19 protein-coding genes and 1 pseudogene are annotated in these 19,311 nt (G+C 72.2%); 8 read left to right on the plus strand and 12 right to left on the minus strand.

Translation table 11 applies throughout. The annotated features are described in order from the left end of the window. Nucleotides 1–68 precede the first annotated feature (68 nt). On the minus strand, nucleotides 69–1,238 hold the full coding sequence (locus ACFV9J_RS21345) for a peptidoglycan-binding protein (RefSeq protein WP_385356347.1): 1,170 nt from the start codon (nucleotides 1,236–1,238) through the stop codon (nucleotides 69–71). Nucleotides 1,239–1,404: 166 nt separating this feature from the next. Here ACFV9J_RS21345 and ACFV9J_RS21350 point away from each other — a divergent pair, with 166 nt between their 5' ends. After that, entirely contained in the window at nucleotides 1,405–3,474 is a 2,070-nt protein-coding gene (locus ACFV9J_RS21350) for a DHA2 family efflux MFS transporter permease subunit (RefSeq protein ID WP_385356392.1), read from the plus strand. Nucleotides 3,475–3,483: 9 nt separating this feature from the next. Here the strand turns inward: ACFV9J_RS21350 and ACFV9J_RS21355 are convergent, their stop codons facing one another. Beyond that, nucleotides 3,484–3,990 carry a GNAT family N-acetyltransferase gene (locus tag ACFV9J_RS21355; protein WP_385356348.1) on the minus strand — a complete coding sequence of 169 codons (507 nt, stop codon included), beginning with the start codon at nucleotides 3,988–3,990 and terminating at the stop codon, nucleotides 3,484–3,486. 272 nt (nucleotides 3,991–4,262) lie between these two features. Beyond that, the gene (ltrA, locus tag ACFV9J_RS21360; protein ID WP_385356349.1) at nucleotides 4,263–5,729 is read right to left on the minus strand and encodes a group II intron reverse transcriptase/maturase; all 1,467 of its coding nucleotides are present in this window, start codon (nucleotides 5,727–5,729) and stop codon (nucleotides 4,263–4,265) included. A 597-nt stretch (nucleotides 5,730–6,326) separates the two neighbouring features. On the opposite strand from ltrA, the pseudogene ACFV9J_RS21365 reads away from it, so the two are divergent. The 3 genes and pseudogenes from ACFV9J_RS21365 to ACFV9J_RS21375 all read left to right on the plus strand — a co-directional run bounded on the left by ACFV9J_RS21365 (nucleotide 6,327) and on the right by ACFV9J_RS21375 (nucleotide 7,817). Further along, nucleotides 6,327–7,053: pseudogene (locus ACFV9J_RS21365) on the plus strand (hypothetical protein). Between the two features lie 4 nt (nucleotides 7,054–7,057). After that, entirely contained in the window at nucleotides 7,058–7,573 is a 516-nt protein-coding gene (locus tag ACFV9J_RS21370) for a hypothetical protein (protein WP_385356350.1), read from the plus strand. A 28-nt stretch (nucleotides 7,574–7,601) separates the two neighbouring features. Next, nucleotides 7,602–7,817 (plus strand): hypothetical protein, encoded by a 216-nt coding sequence (locus tag ACFV9J_RS21375; protein ID WP_385356351.1) that lies wholly within the window; start codon nucleotides 7,602–7,604, stop codon nucleotides 7,815–7,817. Nucleotides 7,818–7,827: 10 nt separating this feature from the next. Here the strand turns inward: ACFV9J_RS21375 and ACFV9J_RS21380 are convergent, their stop codons facing one another. Next, nucleotides 7,828–8,235: a DUF1992 domain-containing protein gene (locus tag ACFV9J_RS21380; RefSeq protein ID WP_385356353.1), complete on the minus strand. Its 408-nt coding sequence runs from the start codon at nucleotides 8,233–8,235 to the stop codon at nucleotides 7,828–7,830. An 88-nt stretch (nucleotides 8,236–8,323) separates the two neighbouring features. On the opposite strand from ACFV9J_RS21380, the gene ACFV9J_RS21385 reads away from it, so the two are divergent. Next, nucleotides 8,324–8,716 carry a hypothetical protein gene (locus ACFV9J_RS21385; RefSeq protein WP_385356354.1) on the plus strand — a complete coding sequence of 131 codons (393 nt, stop codon included), beginning with the start codon at nucleotides 8,324–8,326 and terminating at the stop codon, nucleotides 8,714–8,716. A gap of 40 nt (nucleotides 8,717–8,756) precedes the next feature. Here the strand turns inward: ACFV9J_RS21385 and ACFV9J_RS21390 are convergent, their stop codons facing one another. From ACFV9J_RS21390 to proP, 3 genes are read right to left on the minus strand one after another with little or no spacing between them, the layout of a single operon-like run. After that, entirely contained in the window at nucleotides 8,757–9,428 is a 672-nt protein-coding gene (locus tag ACFV9J_RS21390) for an O-methyltransferase (RefSeq protein ID WP_385356356.1), read from the minus strand. After that, nucleotides 9,425–10,006 (minus strand): GNAT family N-acetyltransferase, encoded by a 582-nt coding sequence (locus ACFV9J_RS21395; protein WP_385356357.1) that lies wholly within the window; start codon nucleotides 10,004–10,006, stop codon nucleotides 9,425–9,427. Before ACFV9J_RS21395 ends, ACFV9J_RS21390 begins: the two co-directional genes overlap by 4 nt. Nucleotides 10,007–10,032: 26 nt before the next feature. Continuing rightward, nucleotides 10,033–11,421 (minus strand): glycine betaine/L-proline transporter ProP, encoded by a 1,389-nt coding sequence (proP, locus tag ACFV9J_RS21400; RefSeq protein WP_385356359.1) that lies wholly within the window; start codon nucleotides 11,419–11,421, stop codon nucleotides 10,033–10,035. Between the two features lie 476 nt (nucleotides 11,422–11,897). Here proP and ACFV9J_RS21405 point away from each other — a divergent pair, with 476 nt between their 5' ends. Next, entirely contained in the window at nucleotides 11,898–14,030 is a 2,133-nt protein-coding gene (locus ACFV9J_RS21405; protein WP_385356361.1) for a bifunctional glycosyltransferase 87/phosphatase PAP2 family protein, read from the plus strand. On the opposite strand, the gene ACFV9J_RS21410 is transcribed toward ACFV9J_RS21405, so the two are convergent. The 3 genes from ACFV9J_RS21410 to ACFV9J_RS21420 form a co-directional block, all read right to left on the minus strand. After that, entirely contained in the window at nucleotides 13,984–15,639 is a 1,656-nt protein-coding gene (locus tag ACFV9J_RS21410; RefSeq protein WP_385356362.1) for a hypothetical protein, read from the minus strand. The genes ACFV9J_RS21405 and ACFV9J_RS21410 overlap by 47 nt on opposite strands. 98 nt (nucleotides 15,640–15,737) lie before the next feature. After that, complete coding sequence (locus ACFV9J_RS21415) at nucleotides 15,738–16,007, minus strand: DUF397 domain-containing protein (protein ID WP_385356364.1); 270 nt, start codon at nucleotides 16,005–16,007, stop codon at nucleotides 15,738–15,740. Beyond that, complete coding sequence (locus tag ACFV9J_RS21420; protein WP_385356366.1) at nucleotides 15,982–16,830, minus strand: helix-turn-helix domain-containing protein; 849 nt, start codon at nucleotides 16,828–16,830, stop codon at nucleotides 15,982–15,984. The genes ACFV9J_RS21415 and ACFV9J_RS21420 overlap by 26 nt, the downstream gene beginning before the upstream one ends. Before the next feature lie 94 nt (nucleotides 16,831–16,924). Here ACFV9J_RS21420 and ACFV9J_RS21425 point away from each other — a divergent pair, with 94 nt between their 5' ends. Further along, entirely contained in the window at nucleotides 16,925–17,368 is a 444-nt protein-coding gene (locus ACFV9J_RS21425; RefSeq protein WP_385356368.1) for an ATP-binding protein, read from the plus strand. On the opposite strand, the gene ACFV9J_RS21430 is transcribed toward ACFV9J_RS21425, so the two are convergent. After that, a complete protein-coding gene (locus ACFV9J_RS21430) occupies nucleotides 17,369–18,145 on the minus strand; it encodes an alpha/beta fold hydrolase (RefSeq protein WP_385356369.1) in 777 nt (258 codons plus the stop codon). A gap of 61 nt (nucleotides 18,146–18,206) precedes the next feature. On the opposite strand from ACFV9J_RS21430, the gene ACFV9J_RS21435 reads away from it, so the two are divergent. Next, nucleotides 18,207–18,620 carry a MarR family winged helix-turn-helix transcriptional regulator gene (locus tag ACFV9J_RS21435; protein ID WP_385356370.1) on the plus strand — a complete coding sequence of 138 codons (414 nt, stop codon included), beginning with the start codon at nucleotides 18,207–18,209 and terminating at the stop codon, nucleotides 18,618–18,620. On the opposite strand, the gene ACFV9J_RS21440 is transcribed toward ACFV9J_RS21435, so the two are convergent. Then, nucleotides 18,617–19,207, minus strand: coding sequence for a cysteine hydrolase family protein (locus ACFV9J_RS21440; protein ID WP_385356371.1), 591 nt, complete (start codon nucleotides 19,205–19,207; stop codon nucleotides 18,617–18,619). The genes ACFV9J_RS21435 and ACFV9J_RS21440 overlap by 4 nt on opposite strands. Nucleotides 19,208–19,311 lie beyond the last annotated feature (104 nt).

Genomic DNA, 19,311 nt, shown 5'->3' on the forward strand with positions numbered 1-19,311 from the left:
GCGTGCACATCGGCTGACGGCGGCCAAGAGGCCCGCTGTACGGCGCCGCCCGCGCTGTACGCCCGCCGCTACCGCTGCCGAGGCTCCGACTCCAGCCTGCGGCGGGTCTCCGGGCCGTAGACGCCGATCTCGTCGGTGCGTATGCCGCGCTCCCGCTGGTACTGGCGGACGGCGTCCTCGACCTGGTGGTTGTAGTCGCCGTCGAGGTCGCCCCAGTACATCCACTTCTCCTTCAGGCGCTGCTGAAGTTCCACGACCTCCGGGCCCTGGTCGCCGCGACGCAGTGTGGGGCCGCCGCCGGGGTCCCGGTCGTCCTCCTCGGACTCTTGCGGGGCGTCGCCGGCCGACGCGCTGGTGCTCTGCGTCGGCTCGGCCGACCGGGACGGCGTGGGCGAGGCGCTCGACGCCGACGGGGAAGGCGAGGCCGAAGCACTCGGTTCGGCCGACGGGGACGCGGACTCGGACGGGGAAGAGGACGCGGAGGGCGTCGGCGAGGCGGCGGTCGTGCTCGGTCCGGCGCTCGGCGACGCCTCGCCGGTCGACGGGTCCGGCACGCTCGCCCGGACCTCGTCCGGCAGCGCCCCGTCCCGCGACGGGGTGTCGTACGAGAACAGCCCGCTGGCGAAACCCGCCGCGCCGACCACGACCACGACCGCTCCGGCCGCGCTCAGCAGTACGCCCTTGCGGCGCCTCCGCGACGGCCGTCCCGCGCTGCCCGTACTTTCCGTCCCCGGGCGCACCCGCGGGAGGGGCGCGGTGGTGGACGCGTCGAACAGGCGCAGGTCGTGCGCGCTGGGTGAGCCGGCTGAGGGGGCCAGGGGCGTCGGCAGGGCGGAGGTGGCTTCCGTGCCCCCGTCGGGCGAGCCGGCAGGGGCCCCGGCGTCGACGGCGCGCAGCGTCATGGTGGCGTCCGGCTCGGAATCGGACGCGGGCGCGGTACTGCGCTCGCCGGACGCATCGGGTGCCTCGGGCGCCTCGGGTGCCTCGGACACGTCGGACGCGTCCGAAGGCTCCCCGGCCGTCCCGGCCGTCCCGTCCAGCTCGACGTACGGCCGTATGCGCAGCGGATCGAAGTCCTCCGCCGCTGCCGCCTGGGCCGTGCGGGCGTCGCGCAGGGCGTCGGACGCCCTGGTTCCGCAGGCGCAGGACGGGGTGTTGTCCGCCGCCCTGGGTGTGCCGCACTCCGGGCAGGCGGCACCCGCCGGCCGGTCCTGCGACGGCTCCTTCTGCTGCTCCACGCGTTCGTCCCTCCCCTCGCGACTCCCCTCGCGACCTCCAGAGATTATGCAGATCTTCTCCATACTTCGGCGCACACGCCCCCGGAATACCGGCTTCCCGGAGGACTGAACCGGCCATAACTGGTCACACCGACCAGGATGGACCGTGACACCTGTGGAGGTCGGGATGGCCGGAGACGTGCGCGAGGCTACGGAGTCGGAGCCGGACCCGGCGCGGCCCGGCGCACCGGGGGAGCGGGAGCAGGTCTCCAGCGGCGTACTCGTCTCCATCGGAGCCCTGCTCCTCGGCATGCTGCTCGCCGCACTCGACCAGACCATCGTGTCCACGGCGCTGCCCACCATCGTCAGCGATCTCGGCGGACTAGAGCACCTGTCCTGGGTGGTCACCGCGTACCTCCTGGCGGCCACCGCCGCGACCCCGCTGTGGGGCAAGCTCGGCGACCAGTACGGGCGCAAGAAGCTGTTCCAGCTGGCGATCGGGATCTTCCTGGTCGGTTCCGCGCTGTGCGGCATCGCGCAGGGCATGTCCGAGCTGATCGCCTTCCGCGCCCTGCAGGGACTGGGCGGCGGCGGGCTGATGGTGCTGTCCATGGCGATCGTCGGCGACCTGGTCCCACCCCGTGAACGCGGCCGCTACCAGGGGCTGTTCGGTGCGGTCTTCGGTGCGACCAGTGTGCTCGGGCCGCTGCTCGGCGGGGTCTTCACCGAGCACCTCAGCTGGCGCTGGGTCTTCTACATCAACCTGCCCATCGGCGTCGTCGCGCTCGCCGTGATCGCCGCGGTCCTGCACATCCCGCGCCGCACCACCCGGCACGTCATCGACTACCTCGGCACCCTCCTCATCGCCTCCGTCGCCACCTGCCTGGTCCTGGTGGCCTCGCTCGGCGGCACGACCTGGGCCTGGGGCTCCCCGCAGATCATCGGCCTCGCGGTGCTGGCGGTGGTGCTTGCCGTGCTCTTCGTGGCCGTGGAGCGCAGGGCGGCCGAGCCCGTCCTGCCGCTCAAGCTCTTCCGCGTCCGCACCTTCACGCTCTCCGCCGTCATCAGCTTCGTCATCGGCTTCGCGATGTTCGGCGCGATGACGTACCTGCCGACGTTCTTGCAGGTCGTGCGCGGTGTCACCCCTACCATGTCCGGTGTGTACATGCTGCCGATGGTGTTCGGCCTGCTGCTGTCGTCGACCGTCTCCGGGCAGATCGTCAGCCGCACCGGCCGCTGGAAGGTGTTCCCCGTCGCGGGCACCGCCGTCACCACCCTCGGACTGCTCCTGCTGCACCAGCTCGACGAGAACAGCGCCACCGCCGAGATGGGCGCCTACTTCTTCGTCTTCGGCCTGGGCCTCGGCCTGGTGATGCAGGTCCTCGTCCTCATCGTGCAGAACGCCGTCGCCTACGAGGACCTGGGCGTCGCCACCTCCGGCGCGACCTTCTTCCGGTCCATCGGCGCGTCGTTCGGCGTGGCCATCTTCGGCACGATCTTCGCGAGCCGCCTCGGCGACCAGCTCACGGACGCCTTCCGGGGCGCCGCCCTGCCGCCCGGCGTCTCCGTGGACACCCTCAAGGCCGACCCGCGCGGTATCGGCGCCCTGCCGCCCGCGCTGCGCCCCGAGGCGATCCACGCCTACGCCTCCTCCATCACCGACGTCTTCCTGTACGCCGCGCCCGTCGCCCTGCTCGCCTTCCTGCTGGCCTGGTTCCTCAAGGAGGACCGGCTGCGCGGCTCGGTCACGGCGCCGGACGCCACCCAGACCCTCGCGAGCAACCCGGTGGAACGCTCCTCGCGCGACGAGGTGTGCCGTGCCCTGTCGGTGCTCGGCACCCGGGAGGGCCGCCGGGAGATCTACCGCAGGATCACCGCGCGGGCGGGCTACGACCTGCTGCCCGCGTCCAGCTGGATGCTGCTGCGGGTCAGGAAGTACGGCCGGGTCGAGCCGGCCCAGCTCGCCGAGCGCAGCCCGGTCCCCCTGGCCACCGTGATGGCGGCGGCCCGGCAGGTGGAGGAGCGGCACCTCGCCGTCCGCGAGGGCCCCGACCTGGTCCTCACCCGCCGGGGCCGCGAGGTCGCCGAACGGCTGGCGCAGGCCCGCGAGGACTCGCTCGCCGAACTGCTGGGCGACTGGTGGGGTCCGGACCGCCCGACCGACCTGGTGCGGCTGGTGCGGGAGCTGACCGGGGAGCTGTGCGGCTCGGAGCGGGAGCGCCCGCACGAGGGGCGTACGCCCGCGCGGGCAGGCTGAACGCCGCCGTCAGGAGTCGCGGTCGGAGCGCAGCCCCTTGGCGAACCAGTGCTCGGCGTACGGACTCTCGTTGTACGCCTCGGTCTCGGTGTAGCCGAGGCGCGCGTACAGGGCGCGGGCCTCGACGAGGTCGCCCCGCGTGTCCAGGACCATGTGCTCCGCCCCGAGCGCCCGTGCCGCGTCCTCGGCGGCCCGCACGAGCACCGCCGCGCCGCCCCGGCCGCGCATCCCGGCGTACAGGAACACCCGCTTCAGCTCGGCGGTCGTGCCGTCCAGCAGCCGTACGCCGGAGGTACCGGCCGGTTCACCGTCGTAGCGCGCGACCAGCAGTCCTCCCCGGGGCGGTGCGAGGTCGGCGCCGGACTCCGCGGCGATCTCCCGCTCCAGCTCGTCGGGGTCGGTCGAGTGCCCCTCGTACAGCTGGTACCAGCGGTCGCTCACCTCCGTGTAGTACGCGCGCCAGAGGGCGGCGGCGACGGGGGAGTCGTACGGTTCCGGGGCGACGGTCCAGGTCATGACCGGCATTGTCGGCAGGGGACGGGCGGGCCGGGCAAGCGTATTTTCCCACCGATGTGCCCTCGGCGCACGCCGTGCGCCGTTTGAGCGCGGACTTGGAGGCAACCCGAACGGCGAACCGGCCCGCTCGGAGAGCCGGCAGGCCGAAAACCCGGAAGGTAGAGTCGGCGCGGAGCGCGGTACCGGTGTTGCCACCGGCCCGTTTCTCCGCGCCGCTCACCGAACCCGGCGTGCGCCTCTCAACGCACCGGGCTCTCCACGGAATCTGCCGTTCAGGCGTGTTCGGAGCAGGCCCAGGGGCTGGGGATCGTGTTGCCCCGGTAGCGGTAACGGCTGACCGTCACCGTTTGCAGGTCGAACAGTTCGATCCCGCCCGCCGACGGTCTGATCCACCGGCCGTTGTGGTCGGTGAGACGTCGACGGACGTCCTTCCACCTCCAGCGGTGCAGCCGCAGCCACCAGTTGATCACCCGGTGCCAGACGAAACGCTGGAGGGTTCTCAGGGTGACTTTCGCGACCGCGTGCTTGAAGTAGTTGGCCCAGCCGCGCATGATCTGGTTGAGCCTTCTCAGCACGTCCCTCGGGTCCTGCTGCGACTTTCTGTTCGTCAGGGCACGGATCTTGTCCTTCAGCTGCCGGATGGGCCGGTCAGCGATGTAGGTGTAGACGTACCACTTGTCCGATCCCCGCTTGCGGCGCCACTGGATGCGGAACCCAAGGAAGTCGAACCCTTCCGACATGTGCACCACCTGGGTCTTGGCCTCGGAGAGGCGCAGCCCGAGCGGTCGCAGTGCGTCGGCGATGTCCTCGCGCAGCGCTTCGGTGTCGTCGCGGCCGGAGTCCACCAGGACGACGAAGTCGTCCGCGTAGCGGACGATCCGCCAATTCGGCAGACCCTTGCGACGGCGCCTCATACGCCTCTGTCCGGTCGACATCTCCCGTCCTGGTTCCCACGGCTCTGTCAGGTGCTCATCGAGCGCCGACAGGGCGATGTTCGCCAGGAGCGGGGAGAGGATGCCGCCCTGCGGGGTGCCGGTGTAGGAGCTCTCGCGGACGGCGGACTCGGTGAGCACGCCGGCCTTGAGGAACGCCTTCACCAGCAGCAGCACGCGCTTGTCCTTGACCCGACCCCGCACCCGGTCCATCAGGGCCGTGTGGTCGATCGAGTCGAAGCACGCCTCGATGTCCGCGTCCAGGACCCAGCGGTAGCCGTGGGTGCCGTAGAAGTGGATCTCGGCGATCGCGTCGTGTGCCCTCCGAAGGGGCCGGAAGCCGTAGGAGACCGGCTTGAAGTCGGCCTCGAAGATCGGCTCCAGCACCAGCTTCAGGGCCGCCTGGACCACCCGGTCGGTCACGGTCGGGATGCCGAGCTTGCGCACCTTCCCGCTCCCGCCGGGCTTGGGAATCTGACGCTCACGTACCGGCAGCGGACGGAACTCACCCGTCCGGAGTACGCGACGCAGATCCTCCAGGAACCCATAAGGACCAATATCCTGCTCGATGTTGACGACCGTCAGGCCGTCAACTCCGGGCGTTTTGGCCCCTTTGTTACCCGCGACCCGTTCGAACGCCACAAGCAGCGTCGCCGGGTCGTGCACGAGGTTGAACAGATCGTCGAACCTGCGGCCGGGATCGGCCGCCGCCCAACGGTGAAGCTTGGCCTGCATCTCCGATACCCGCTGGTGAGGACCCTTACGGACCTCCGGAGCACCGCTGTTCAGCAGCGCGTCTTTCGGCATTGCAGCCTCCTTCCCTTCTCGTTTCCGCTGCCGCCCTTCCCCATGTGCCGGGCTCTCCCCGGCTCGGAGTACTACGGCGGCTCCGCCCCGTCCCGGCCCGATCGGCCGACGGTGGGCCCAGCCCACGCCGACGCAGGATGCGTCGTCGCAGGTCAGGACCGGGACGGTTCCCGTGTTCACTCACTGCTCGATCGACGGAGGAGGAGCCCGGCTCTATCCCCGCGGCATCGCCACGGCTACCCCGCAGCACTTCACCGTGGCCTCCCCAGACGTCAGCCCGGTGACTTCTGGGGAGTTCCCCACACGAATGCCCAGGTGGGGACGCACCGCATCCAGCCCGCATCCGCCAGGTTGGAGCTGGTGTGGAATCAGGGAACGTCTGCACCGGTTCCTCGCGTACTCCTTTCCGTCTCGCTTGCCGCACCCGCACCATCTGGCAGTTCTGGCACGTCACGGCGTTGTCAGGGCCGCTTGCCGCCCTCCCCGGCACCTCCCGGGTCAGGCTGCCCTCAGCTTCGACCGCACTGCTGCGACAGCACGGCGGTGGTGGCCTTTCACCTCCACTCGAACAGCGAGCGCCTCACGGCGCACGCACTCATGTCCACAGGCGTGATCATCGCTTTGATCGTGGTCGTGGCGGTCGTGGCGGTCGTGGCGGTCGTGCTCGTCGCCGCGGCCGTCCTTGCCCTGCGCGCACGGGGCCCCCAGCACGGCGGAAGCCTGAAGCGGCGCTTCGGGCCCGAGTACGACCTGGCCGTGGCCCGGCACGACGGCGACACCAAGGCGGCCGAACGCGAACTGGCCGAGCGGGTGCCGGCGGCACGGGTCGTTGCACACGCGTCCCCTCGAACCCGCCGAGCGCGAGCGTTTCGAGGCGCGCTGGAACGCGGCCCAGGAGCGCTTCGTCGACTCCCCGCGCGAGGCGGTCGCCGAGGCGGACCGGCTGCTCGCGGAACTCGCCGGTGCGCGGGGCTTCCCGGACGGGGAGCAGTACGAGGAGCAGCTCACGGCGCTGTCCGTGCACCACGCGCACCACGTCGAGGGCTACCGCCGCGTGCATCGTGTGACCCACGCGCGCGTGGACGACGCCCGGGACGGCGGTGGCGCGGGGACGGAGGAGATGCGCGCGTCCATGGTCGAGGCCCGCGCCCTGTTCGAGGCCCTGATGCGCCCGGCCCGCCACGACGGCGGCGACGGGCGGCGGCGGACCGGTACGGAAGCGGGCGCCCCTGCCCAGGCACCGGCACCCGCACCGGCGTCCACACCCGCGGCCCAGGCGCCGCACGGGTGGTCGCTCGGCAAGCGCCGGCCGAAGGAGAGCTGAGGCAATGTCCGACGTGACAGGCACAACAGGCAAGACCGGCCGTACGGCTGCCGGCCGCGGCACTACCGCCGACCGCGGCACCACCGCCGACCGCGGCACCACCGCCGGTCCCGGCACCGCTGCCGACCCGGGTGCGGCCACCGACCCCCGCACCTCTGGCGGTCCCGGCACCGCTGCCGACCCAGGTGCGGCCACCGATCCCCAAAGCCCCGCCGATCCCGGCGCGGTCGCCGATCCCCGCACCACCGCCCGTCCCGGCACCGCTGCCGACCCGGGTGCGGCCACCGATTCCCACAGCCCCGCCCATCCCGGCGCGGTCGCCGATCCCCGCACCCCTGGCGGTCCCGGCACCGGGGTCGATCCCACCCCCGACTCCAGCGCCACCCCCGGCGCCAAGGCCGGCGGTGACGCCGCCACCGCCGCCGTGTCCCGCACCACCGCCGGGGCCACCCCGGCGACCACCACCCCCCGCGTCGGCCCCCTCGCTCGTCCCGCCCGGCGCGTTCGACCGGCTCGGTGAGCGGCTGCACCACGCGGTGGCCGGGTTCGTGGACGCGCCGCGAGCCTCCGTCGAGGAGGCCGACCGGGTCCTGGAGGAGGTCGCCGCCGTCTTCACCGACGCCGTGGCGCACCGTAGGCAGACCTTGCGCACCTCCTGGCAGGAGTCCGGGGAGGCGGGCGGCGCGCCGAGCACGGACACCGAGCAACTCCGCCTGGCCCTGCGGGACTACCGCGAGCTGGCGGACCGGCTGATGCGCCTGTGAACGACGGGCGTCAGCCCTCCGCCCGGCCCTCCCGCCACTGCCGTACGACCTCTTCGACGTCGTAGGGCTTCAGACCCAGCGGGGGGCCGGGCGGCGGCTTGAACATGACGTCGCGGATCTTGACGTTGATCTCCTCGACGATGCGTCGGACCACCCGCTCCGACGGTGCCTTCGCCGCCGCTTCCAGGGCGTCCTCCGCCTCCTTGCGCAGGGCCAGTGTGGGCGGCAGTACGGAGAACCCCTCGCGGGCCATCTTCCGCTTGACCCACCACAGTTCGTCGTAGGTGCTGTCCAGCTCGCTCGGCAGGGGCTTGCCGACGCCGGGCAGTTCGGCGAACTCGCCGCGCGCGTCCGCATCACGAATCTGTTTGTCGACCCAGGACTCGAAGTCGACGCCGGGTGGCTTTCGCTCGGTCATGACCCCATTGTGCCGGACGCCGGACACGGCTTCACCGGTCGATCTATCATGCGGCGGCGACAAGCCGACGGATCTCGAAGGAGCGCACGTGCTCGAACTCACCATGGCCGCCGTCACCGCGGCGGACGCGGGCGCCACGGCCGGCATGCAGATGGCCGACGCGCCCAGCGAGCCGGACGCGGTGCTGCGGGTGGGCAGGGACAAGTCCGTGTGCCGGCTGTCGACGCCGGACGACTGGCTGTTCGTCTCCCGGGTCCACCTCGAGTTCCGCTGCGCAGCCGACGGCACCTGGCGGCTGAGCTGGCTGCGCGGCTCCCAGGCGGACCCCTCCAGCGAGGTCCGGCTGACCATCGGCGAACACCGGCAGGCTCTGCCGTACGGCGGCACCGTGCCGCTGCCCAGCGGCGGCAGCGGCGAGGTGGTGGTGCAGGACCGCGCGGAGCCGCGCAGCGTCAACGTCGGCTTCTACCACGAGGTCTAGGCCCGGCCGCGCGCTCAGGCCGACAGCTCAAGTCGGCAGCTCAGGCCAGCACACGCGCCAGCGCGAATCCGTCGTACCCCTTGGTGCCGACCGTCTGGAGGGCGGTGCCGCTGAGCCGGGGGTGGCTGCCGATCAGCTCGATGGCGGCGCGGGTGCCGCGTACGTCGTCGCCGGTGTCGTCGGCGTCGGCCACCCGGCCGCCGCGGACCACGTTGTCGATGACGATCAGGCTGCCGGTGCTGGTCAGTCTCAGCGCCCACTCGAGGTAGTGCGGGTTGTTGCCCTTGTCGGCGTCGATGAAGACCAGGTCGAAGGGCGGCGGGTTCTCGTCGGCGAGCTTCGGCAGGGACTCCAGCGCGGGACCCACCCGTACGTCGACGAGCGCGTCGAGTCCGGCCCGGGCGATGTTGCGGGTGGCGACCTCCGCGTGCCGGGCGCTGTACTCCAGCGTGACCAGGCGGCCCTCGGCGGGCAGGGCGCGGGCCAGCCAGATGGTGCTGTAGCCGCCCAGGGTGCCGATCTCCAGGATGGTGCGGGCGCCCTGGATCTGGGCGAGGAGCTGGAGCAGCTTGCCCTGGTTGGCGGCGACGTTCACCGGGGGCAGCCCGGCGGCGTCGCTCTCCCTGCGGGCGGCCGCCAGGGCGTCGTCGTCCGCTGCGAGGTGGGTGACGAAGTAGGTGTCGACGTCGTCCCAGACCTGCGACTCGCTCATGCGGGGCCTCCCGTGTACGTCGTGACGTGTTCCCGGTGTGCGGGCCGGACCCGTGCCCCGCGGCGGAAGAGCTGGCGGGAGCCGCCCTCCGGGCCGGGGGCGACGACTTCGGCGGGGGTGAAGCCGAGCCGCTCGTAGAAGGCGCGGGCGCCGCTCTCGGTGGCGCCGGGGTGGTCGGCGCCGAAGGTGACCACCTCGATGTCCGCCGGTTCCCGCACCCACCTGCGCATCGCGTCCCGCATCAGCGCACGGCCGACGCCGCCCGCGCGGGCCTGCCGGGACACGACCAGCCAGTGGACGTGGTGGACCGGCGCGTCCGCCTCCGCGTCCGTGCCGAACAGGAGCCCGCCGAGCAGCTCCGTGCCCGCACCCGGGCTCGCACCCGGGCTCGCGTCGGTGTCCGGGTCCGGGGCCGGGTCCGAGGCGACGGCGACCAGGGCCGCGCCCCCGCGGATGTGCTCGCGCACCGCGTCGTGGAATCCGGCGTCCTCGACCATCGGGCCGAACCAGTGCTCCACCTGGCCCGCCAGGCCCAGGAAGCCGGGGAAGTCTCGCTCCTCGGCGAGTCTGACCATCATCCTGGCAGTCTCGCAGACGAGGACGATCAGCGTCGTCCCTCCACCGCCGGTGCCGAGCCCGGCAGCGGGCGGCCCGCCGACTCCGTCAGGAACCACACCGCGACGCCGCCGACCACGGCCGCGGCCATCATGTAGTACGCGGGCATCATCATGTCGCCCGTCGCCCCGATCAGCGCCGTCACCACCAGCGGTGTCGTCCCGCCGAACAGGGACACGGACACGTTGAAGCCGATCGACAGCGAGCCGTAGCGCACCCGCGTCGGGAAGAGGGCGGGCAGTGCGGACGGCATCGACGCCGTGAAGCAGACCAGCAGCAGTCCCAGCGCGCCCATGCCCAGGGCCACCGCGAGCAGGCTGCCCTCGCGGATCAGCAGCAGCGCCGGGACGGACAGCAGCAGGAAGCCCGCGCAGCCCGCGGCGATCACCGGCCGCCGCCCGACCCGGTCGGTCAGCGCGCCCGCGAACGGCTGGACGACCATCATCAGCGCCATCACGCCCAGCACCACGAGCAGCCCGTGCGTCTCGTCGTACTCCAGCTCGCTGGTCAGATAGCTCGGCATGTACGACAGCAGCATGTAGTCGGTGACGTTGAAGACCAGCACCAGGCCGACGCAGAGCAGCAGCGCCCGCCACTGACCGGTGACCATCTCGCGCAGCGGCACCTTCACCCGCGCCGTCTCCGCCTTCGCCACCTCGGCCGCGAACGCCGGGGTCTCCTCAAGACGCATCCGCAGGTACAGGCCGACGATGCCCATCGGGCCCGCGATCAGGAACGGGATGCGCCAGCCCCAGGACATCAGGTCGCCGTCCGACAAGAGCGCCGTCATCAGCGTCACCAGACCGGCGCCGCCGATGTAGCCGGCGAGCGTGCCGAACTCCAGCCAGCTGCCGAGGAACCCGCGCCGCCGGTCCGGCGCGTACTCCGCGATGAAGGTGGACGCGCCCGCGTACTCACCGCCGGTGGAGAACCCCTGCACCAGCCGGGCGACCAGCAGCAGCACCGGCGCCCAGACGCCGATCGTCGCGTACGACGGGATCAGGCCGATGGCGAACGTGCCCGCCGCCATCATGATCATCGTCACGGCGAGCACCTTCTGCCGCCCGACCCGGTCCCCGAGCGGACCGAAGACCATGCCGCCCAGCGGCCGCACCAGGAACGCCGCCGCGAAGGCGCCGAAGGTGGAGAGCAGCTGCGCGGTCGGGTTGCCCGACGGGAAGAAGACCTTGCCCAGCGTCACGGCGATGTAGCTGTAGACGCCGAAGTCGAACCACTCCATCGCGTTGCCCAGCGCCGCCGCCTTGACGGCACGCCGGACGAGGGCGGGGTCGGTGGCGGTGGGCGCGCCGGCGGCGCGCGGCGCGGCGGGTACGGGGGTGGTGCGGAACGGGGGAGTGGCGACGGGGGCGGCCGACAAAACTACGCTCGCCTGCTTTCGACGGGGACGGGGGACGGGGGACGGGGGACGGGACGGGGCGGGGCGGGGACGGGGGCGGGGGCGGGGGCGGAGGCGGGGGGAACGCCACGACCCGCACGGCGGCGCTGTCGCCGGGCCGGAAAGAGCCCGCGGCACTCGGCCACGGGCGGAAAAGCGACCATAGGCGCTGATGCGCCACTTACGCCCGGTATGCTTTTCGTTGCACTGTGCACCAAAATGGCGTACACGCAGGGGACATGCGCGCGCCGCGTGCCGTTCCCTCACCCGCGCTCTGTGATCCTTCTCGCTCCCCGGGTCGAGAAGCGGGCGGCTGTCAGGTTGAGTGGGGGTCGCTCGCGTCTTCCTCCGGGGGTGGTGCGAGCCTCATAGGGTTCGCAGGGACGACACACCGCGTCCACGAGCGCGGTACGTACGGTACGTACGGACGGTACGAACGGGGCGGAGGCCGACGAGGCGTGGCGAATGCGGAGCACAGTGGGCGACCGGCGGAGTCCTTCGGAGCCTCGGCCGCCGACGTGACCAGAGCACGATGGCGCGTCGCACGCCTCGGCCTGTGGCTGATCGCCGCCGTGCTGGCCGTACGACAGGTGGCCGCGGTCCTCGGCACCCCGCGCGGGGAACGCCTGACGGACCTGGAGACCTGGGTCGGCGAGCACGGCGTCCTGCACGTGGAGGGGTCCCTCTACGACTCCACGCAGTTCACCGGGACCCCGTTCGTCGGTCTCGTCCTCAAACCCTTCACCCGCGCCGCCGAACAGGCCCTCGGCTGGGGCTGGACCTTCGGCTCGCTGCTGCTGGTCGTCGCCCTCGGCCTGGTCGCCGCCCGCGCCCTGCCCCAGCCGGTCGGACGCCGTACGGCGCTGCTGGCGGCGCCGGTCGCCATCAGCCTGCTGATGCTGTCGCTCCCGGTGCGCAACGCGTTCTGGCTCGGCCAGACCAGCATCATCCCGGTCCTCCTCGTCCTGCTGGGCTGCTTCGCCGTACGCGGGGCGCAGGGCGACCGGGTGGGCGGCGTGCTGATCGGTGTCGCCGCCGCCTTCCAGCCGACCGTCCTCCTCTTCGTCCCGCTGCTGTGGTTCACCGACCGCAGACGCGCCGCCGTGTCGACCGGGATCACGTTCGCTGCCTGCACGGCCGTCGCCTGGGCGGCCATGGCCCAGGACTCCTACACCTACTGGGTGCACCACATGGCGGGCGTCGGCCTGGGCGGCGAGGCCGACGACCTCGCCAACCAGTCCCTGCACGGCGCCCTGCTCCGCCTCGGCCTGAACGGCCCGCTGGAGATCACTCTCTTCCTCCTGCTCGGCGCCGCCGTCGCCGCCCTGGCGCTGCGCCGCGCCGTGCGCTACGCCCGCGACGGCCAGCTGCTGCTCGCCGTCGCCGTCACCGGCTGCGCGGCCGTGGTCGTCTCCCCGGCCACCTGGCAGCACCAGCTGCTGTGGGTGCTGCCCGCCGTCGTCGGCCGGGTCGGCAAGCGGGCCTCCGACCGGTACCTGTGGCCGGTCGCCGTCGTCCTGGTGATGACGCTGCCCGCGAAGATGATGCTGCCGAACATGTCGGCCCTGTACCCGCTGCGGGACAACGTCGTCTTCCTGGCCGCGCTGGCCGCCGCCGTCGCCGTGCCCTTCCTGTCCCGCACGTCCCCGTACTTCGAGACACCGGTCCCCACGGCCTACGCGTCCCCCGTCCCGACCCGCTTCAAGCACGTCCCGCTGCTGCCGTTCCTGCGCCGGGTCCTCACCCGCCCCAACCTCCTCCTGGAGCTGCTCCTCATCCGGGTCACCTACGCCGCCTACTCCCAGGTCCGCCTCGCGGCGACCGGCGGCAGCAACTCGGCGGGCCGGGCGCGGGCCGAGGAGCACGGCACGCAGATCCACGACATCGAGCGGTTCCTGCACATCGACATCGAGCACGCGATCAACCACGCGGTGGTCGGCATCGGCTGGCTGCGGGACTTCTTCGACTTCTACTACACGTCGTTCCACTTCGTCGTCCCGCTGGCCGTGCTCGGCGTCCTGTACTGGCGCCGCCCGGTCGACTACCGCTGGGCCCGCGCCTCCCTGGGCTTCGCCACCCTGCTGGCCCTGGTCGGCTTCTGGCTCTACCCGCTGGCCCCGCCGCGGCTGATGCCGGGCCTCGGGATCATCGACACCGTGCACGGCGTGCAGGACTTCTCCAAGCCGGACTACGGCACGCTGACGCACCTCACCAACCAGTACGCGGCGATGCCGTCGCTGCACTTCGGCTGGTCGCTGTGGTGCGGGGTGGCGATCGCGATCATCGCGCCGAGGATGTGGATGAAGGCGCTGGGCCTGCTCCACCCGCTCTTCACCGTCTCGGCGATCGTGGCGACCGGCAACCACTGGGTGCTGGACGCGGTGGGCGGCGCGGCGGTGGTCGCGGCGGGCTTCGGGCTGACGTACTGGTTCCAGGGCCCGCGGGCCCGGACGGTCACGGCGGTGGCAGCCTCCCGGCCGGAGCCGGAGCCGGAGCCGGAGCCGGAGCCGGAGCCGGAGCCGGAGCCGCAACCCGCGCCCGGCGTCAGCAGCGACCCCCCGACCCCGGCGAAGGACGGTACCGCGAGCTGAGCCGGTACTCGCCGGGCGCGTCGACGGTCAGCCGGGTGAACTCACCGTCCTGCTTCAGGCACCCGCCGTCGCTGCGCAGCCACGGCGACCAGGCGACCCGCACGGTCACCGCGCCGGGCCGCTCCACGCGCAGTACGAGGTCGGCGGGGCCGGTGGACACGACGCTGCCGGGCGCGGAGACGAGCGGTACGGCGTCCCGCACCCGGTAGACCTGCCAGTGCGCGTCCCGCCAGACGGGCTCCAGCCACTCGGGCCGCGACTCGGCGTCCCGGACCAGCTCGGCCTCGGCCCGCGCCGGACCGTCCGGCCTGCCGAGCGGGGCGACGACGAAGCCGACCCCCCACCGGTCCAGCCACTCCCGGTAAGTGGCCGCCGAGAAGCTGCCGTCGTAGAAGAGGCGTCCGCGTTCCACGTCGAGCTGCCGGTTCCAGCCGCGGGCCATGTTGACGTGCGGGGCGAGCACGGCGGCCTCGCGGTGATTGCGCGCGGGCACCACCTCCACCCGCGTCCGGTCGGCGCCGAGCCCCTCCAGCGCCTCCACGACACCGTCCGTCTCGGCGGCCCAGGCGGGCACGACGGTGGACACCCGCAGATCGGAGACGGTCTTGCCGCCCACCCACCACACGGAGTAGGCGAGCGCGACGGCCAGCAGCCCCCGCGCGAGCCGCCGCACCCGGTCAGCGGTGAGCGCGGGCGGGGCGGTGAGGAGGGCCGCCAGCAGCGCGGCGGGCGCGAACAACTCGGCGAACCGTTCGACGTTCGTCCCGACCGGCGAGGCGATCAGATACGTCAGCACGGTCCCGAGCGCGTAGACGGCCCCGCTCCACCGGGCCACCCGCCAGGTACGCGGGGCCAGCACGGTAACGGCGAGGCCGAGCAGGACCGGCGGCCAGATACGGGCGAACGGCATCGGCTGCTCCCCCGTGAAGGGGAAGAACAGCGTCGTCAGCCCGACCACGGCCGCCGGGGGTATGAGCAGGCAGAGGGCGCGCCCCCAGTCCCGTACGAGCAGGAACGCGGCCCCCACGACGGCGACGAACAGCCCGGCCACCGGCGAGGCCATCGTCGCCAGCGCCGCGTACCCGGCGGCGAGCCACAGCCGCCGCTCCCGCACCAGCGGCACGCAGGCCGCCAGGGCGAGCGCGACGCCGAGCGCGAAGGTGGCCCGGCCCGAGGCCACGTCGCACCACAGCGCGAGGGAGGCGAGCAGCGCGGGCCACACGGGCCGGCGCACCCCGCCCCGCACCATCAGCACCGCCGCGAGCCAGGATGCGGCGAGACCGGACACCACCGTGACGGTGCGGACCCCGACCAGTGCCATCAAGTACGGCGAGATGACGCTGTAGTTGGCGGTGTGCATCCCGCCGTACCAGAACAACCCGTACGCCGAACCCCCGTGCCGCGACGCGAAGTCCGCCCACGCCTCCTGCGCGGCGAGGTCACCGCCGCCCGTGGCGAGAAACGCCCACCACACCACGTACAGCGGGATGGTGGGCAGGGTCGCGAGCAGCGGCACGCGATGCCGGCGCCCGAAGGCGCGCAGGGCGTCACCCGGACGTCTGTCCTGACGCTGTTCGGTCCGGGGGACGGTGAGTTCGGCAGGGGCCACGGTCGGGGTTTCCGTTCGAGGTCATCGGGCGTGCCCGGTGTGGACACACGTGCGAAGACGATAAATCGAACAGAAACGTTGGCCCGGACCGGGCCCGATTACTCGGCGGTGGCGGTCGCCCAGCCGACGAAGGCGGTGAAGGTGGCGGGGGCCAGGGTGAGGGTCGGCCCCGCCGGGGTCTTGGAGTCGCGGACGGCGACGGTGGCGTGGTGGGTCAGCGGCTCGGCGACCTCCACGCAGTCGCCGCCCTGGTCGCTGCTGTACGACGACTTGCGCCAGGCCAGCCGACCGAGCGGCGCGCACTCCACGCACTCACCGCCCTGGTCGCTGCTGTAGCTGGACTTACGCCACTGGACAGTCGTCGGCATTGCCCTGCTCGCCATAGCGTTCCTCCATCACCCGGCGGATCAGTGCCGCCGAGTCCTTGAGGGAGAGCGCGGCGGCTCGAAGATGATCGTAACGGAGTGAACAGTCCTTGACGCTCTCCGGGTTGGCGGTCGGATGGCCGCTGCCGTACCTCTCCGTGTAGAGGATGGCCGGGTCGCTCGCGAACCGGAAGATGCTGAATGAGCCTGTGAGCCCCGGGTGTGCTCCCGCCGAGAACGGGAGCACCTGAACGTTGATCCGGGGATTGTCCTCGAAGGACAACAGGTGGGCCAGTTGGCCGCGCATCGTTTCTCGGCCGCCGATCTCCTGTAGCAGCGCGGCCTCGCTGACGATCGACCAGAAGACCGGTGGAGTCTGCTTCTCGAAGATGCGCTGACGAGCGAGCCGCACGGCGGTGCGGTCGTCGAGGTCTGTCGGGTCGAACGTCCCGAGCACGGTCCGGACGTAGGCGTCGGTCTGAAGCAGGCCGTGGACCATGTGCGTCTGGAACGCGCAGATTTCGACAGCGCGTGCTTCCAACTCGGCCATCTGTTGGAACCAGGCCGGAAGCTGGGTGCGCATTACCAGTGTCACCAGCCGGGACAGTAACCCTCCCGTCCCCAGCGCCGCGTCCACCCGCTCGCTGAACTCCGGCGTCGGCAGCTTCCGGGCCGTCTCGATCTGGCCCACCAAGGAGCCGGTGTAATTGACGATGTCGCCGAGTTGCCGTTGCGTGAGCCCGGCCGCCTCCCGGTGGCGGCGCAGCTCGAAGCCGTAGTAGTCGAGCGGTGACGCGCCCGGGTCGAGGACGTTGATGTGGGTCATGAGAAGAGCCCCCTCTCGCACAACTCGGTCCACGGCGGGACCGGTTGTATCCGTTCGGTAGCCCACGGTAGTCGTCCGACGTCAGGCTCGTGCCGTGAACGAATACTTTCCCTCCGTCCTGCTGGGCCACTGCGCCAACCAGTACCGGATGAGCTTCACGGCGGGCGCGCACTCGGCCCGGCACGTCCGGCGCATCGTCCGCTCGTACCTGTGCGAATGGGACCTCGCCGAGCTGGCCGACGCGGTGGAACTCGGCGTGACCGAGCTGCTGGCGAACGTCGTGCGCCATGTTCCGGACCGGCGCTGCACGCTGCTGTTGCAGCGGCAGATGGGCGGCGACGGGAGCGGGGTCCGGGTGGAGGTGTCGGACGGCAGCCCCCGGCAGCCCGTACCGGCCGGGCCGGTGAGCGACGACTCGGAGTGCGGCCGGGGGCTGGTGCTGCTGGACGCGGTGGTCGACAAGTGGGGTGTGGGGCCGGGGCCGAGGGGCGGCAAGACGGTGTGGTTCGAGTGCGGGGGCGGATCCGCACCGGCCTAGCTAGAGCTTTGCGAGGAAGGGATCCATCGCCGCCCAGGTCGCGTCCGGGGCTTCGAGGTGCGGGAGGTGCCCGGCTTCCGGGACCTCGGTGAACTGCGCGCCGGGTATGGCCAGTGCGACGGCCCGCCCGTAGGCAGGCGTGACGATGCGGTCGCTCTCGCCCCACACCACGAGTGTCGGGACGTCCACCGTGCCAAGCCGGCCGAGCAGCGTCGGATCGCTCATGCTCCGGCCCGCGACGGCGGCGATGGTGCGGCCGTTCGCCTGCTGGATCGCGCGCTGCTCGTCGGTGAGGCGGGCGGGGTCGACGTAACCGCGCTCCGGGTGGTGCCAGGCGGCCTCGGCGAGCCCACGGGCGTCCAGGGCGAAGAAGTCCGCGACGGGTTCGCCGTCCACCACCGCGCCGACGCCGTCGATGACGACCACGGCCCCGATCACTCCCGCACAGCGCTCGTCGGCGGCGGCCTGCACCGCGATTTCGAGAGCGACCCAGCCGCCGATCGATGACCCGATCAGCACGACGTCGCGCTCTTCGTGCTCGCGCAGGCGGGCGAGATAGGCGGCCGCGAGCTGCGCGACCGAGGCGATCGAGTCGGGGCGCGCCGTGCCCTCCCAGCCGGGATGCGTGGGCGCGAACGCGTGCATCGTGGCTGCGAGGTGCCCCACGAGGGGCGCGACGGTCCGGGGTCCCCCGCCACCGTGCAGCACGAGTGCCGTGCGTGAGGCGGGGGAGCCGGCCCGGAGGGCGGGAAGGTCCTCGACGAGAGAGATGTTCATGGCGTTCTCCTCCGAGCTTCGTATCAACATATTTATATACGAGTGTTGATACGCTAACACCATGACGACCGACCTGGAAGTCCTCGGGCAGGCGCTCAAGCGTGCCCAGTACCGCAACCACCGCGCGATGGACGCCGCGCTGCGCGAGACCGGGGTCAGCCTCGTCCAGTGGGACGCGCTGCGCGCCATCGAGCGGATGCCCGGAGCCTCCGGGCACGCACTGGCCGTAGCGACGTTCCAGAGCGACCAGGCGTTCGGCACCCTCGCGAACCGGCTCGTGGACCGCGGGCTCATCGCGCGGTCCGCGGGCCACGGGCGGCGCCTCGATCACACGCTCACCGAGTCGGGGCGGGCGGCACTCGCGGAAGGGCGGCAGTTGGCGACCGGTGTCCTGCGGGACCTCTTCGCTCCTCTCGACGAGGAGCAGCGGGCGCAACTGCTCCGCGCGCTCCGGGACCTGACCGAGGGTCCCTAGGTCAGGGATTCCTCCGACGGCACGACGACCCCGTACATGTCGGCGACGGTGGCGAGGGCGCTGTAGTGCACCTGGCGGGCGTCGAGTTCGGTGCCCGCGACCGGCAGGGCGCGGGTGGCGCAGGCGTCGGCGACGACCGTGGGGCGGTTGCCGCGCAGGAAGGCGCCCTGGGCGGTGAAGGCCACGCACATGTGGGTCATGAAGCCGATGACGACGAGGTCGTTGTTGCCCGCCGCGTCGACGTGCTCGCCCAGGTCGGTGCCGAAGAAGGAGTCCGGCGCCTTCTTGGTGACGACCGGTTCGCCGTCGACCGGTGCGACGCTCGGGTAGATCTGCCCGATCTCGGCCCCGAGGTCGTACGGGCTGCCCTCGCCGCCGTCGTGGACGACGTGGACGACCCTGGCACCCTCCCGGCGGGCGCGGGCCAGCAGCCGGGCGCCCGCGTCCAGCGCGGCCTGCCAGCCGTCGAGTTCCATCACGCCGGTCGTGTAGGTGTTCTGGTAGTCGACGAGGACCAGCGTGGAGTCGGCGAGCTTCGCGGGGGTGTCGTCGAGCCCGCTGAGACGGCGCAGCGTGGTTCTGGGCATGGGTGCTCCCTCGGATCCGGGTGTGGGCGGCAGCCGTTGCGTCGGCCTGCTCCTACGACGCTAGGGCTCGCCAGGCGATGTCGGCAATGTCGTCTAACCTGCAG

The organism is Streptomyces sp. NPDC059906, assembly GCF_042730645.1.
Classification (GTDB): domain Bacteria; phylum Actinomycetota; class Actinomycetes; order Streptomycetales; family Streptomycetaceae; genus Streptomyces; species Streptomyces rubrogriseus.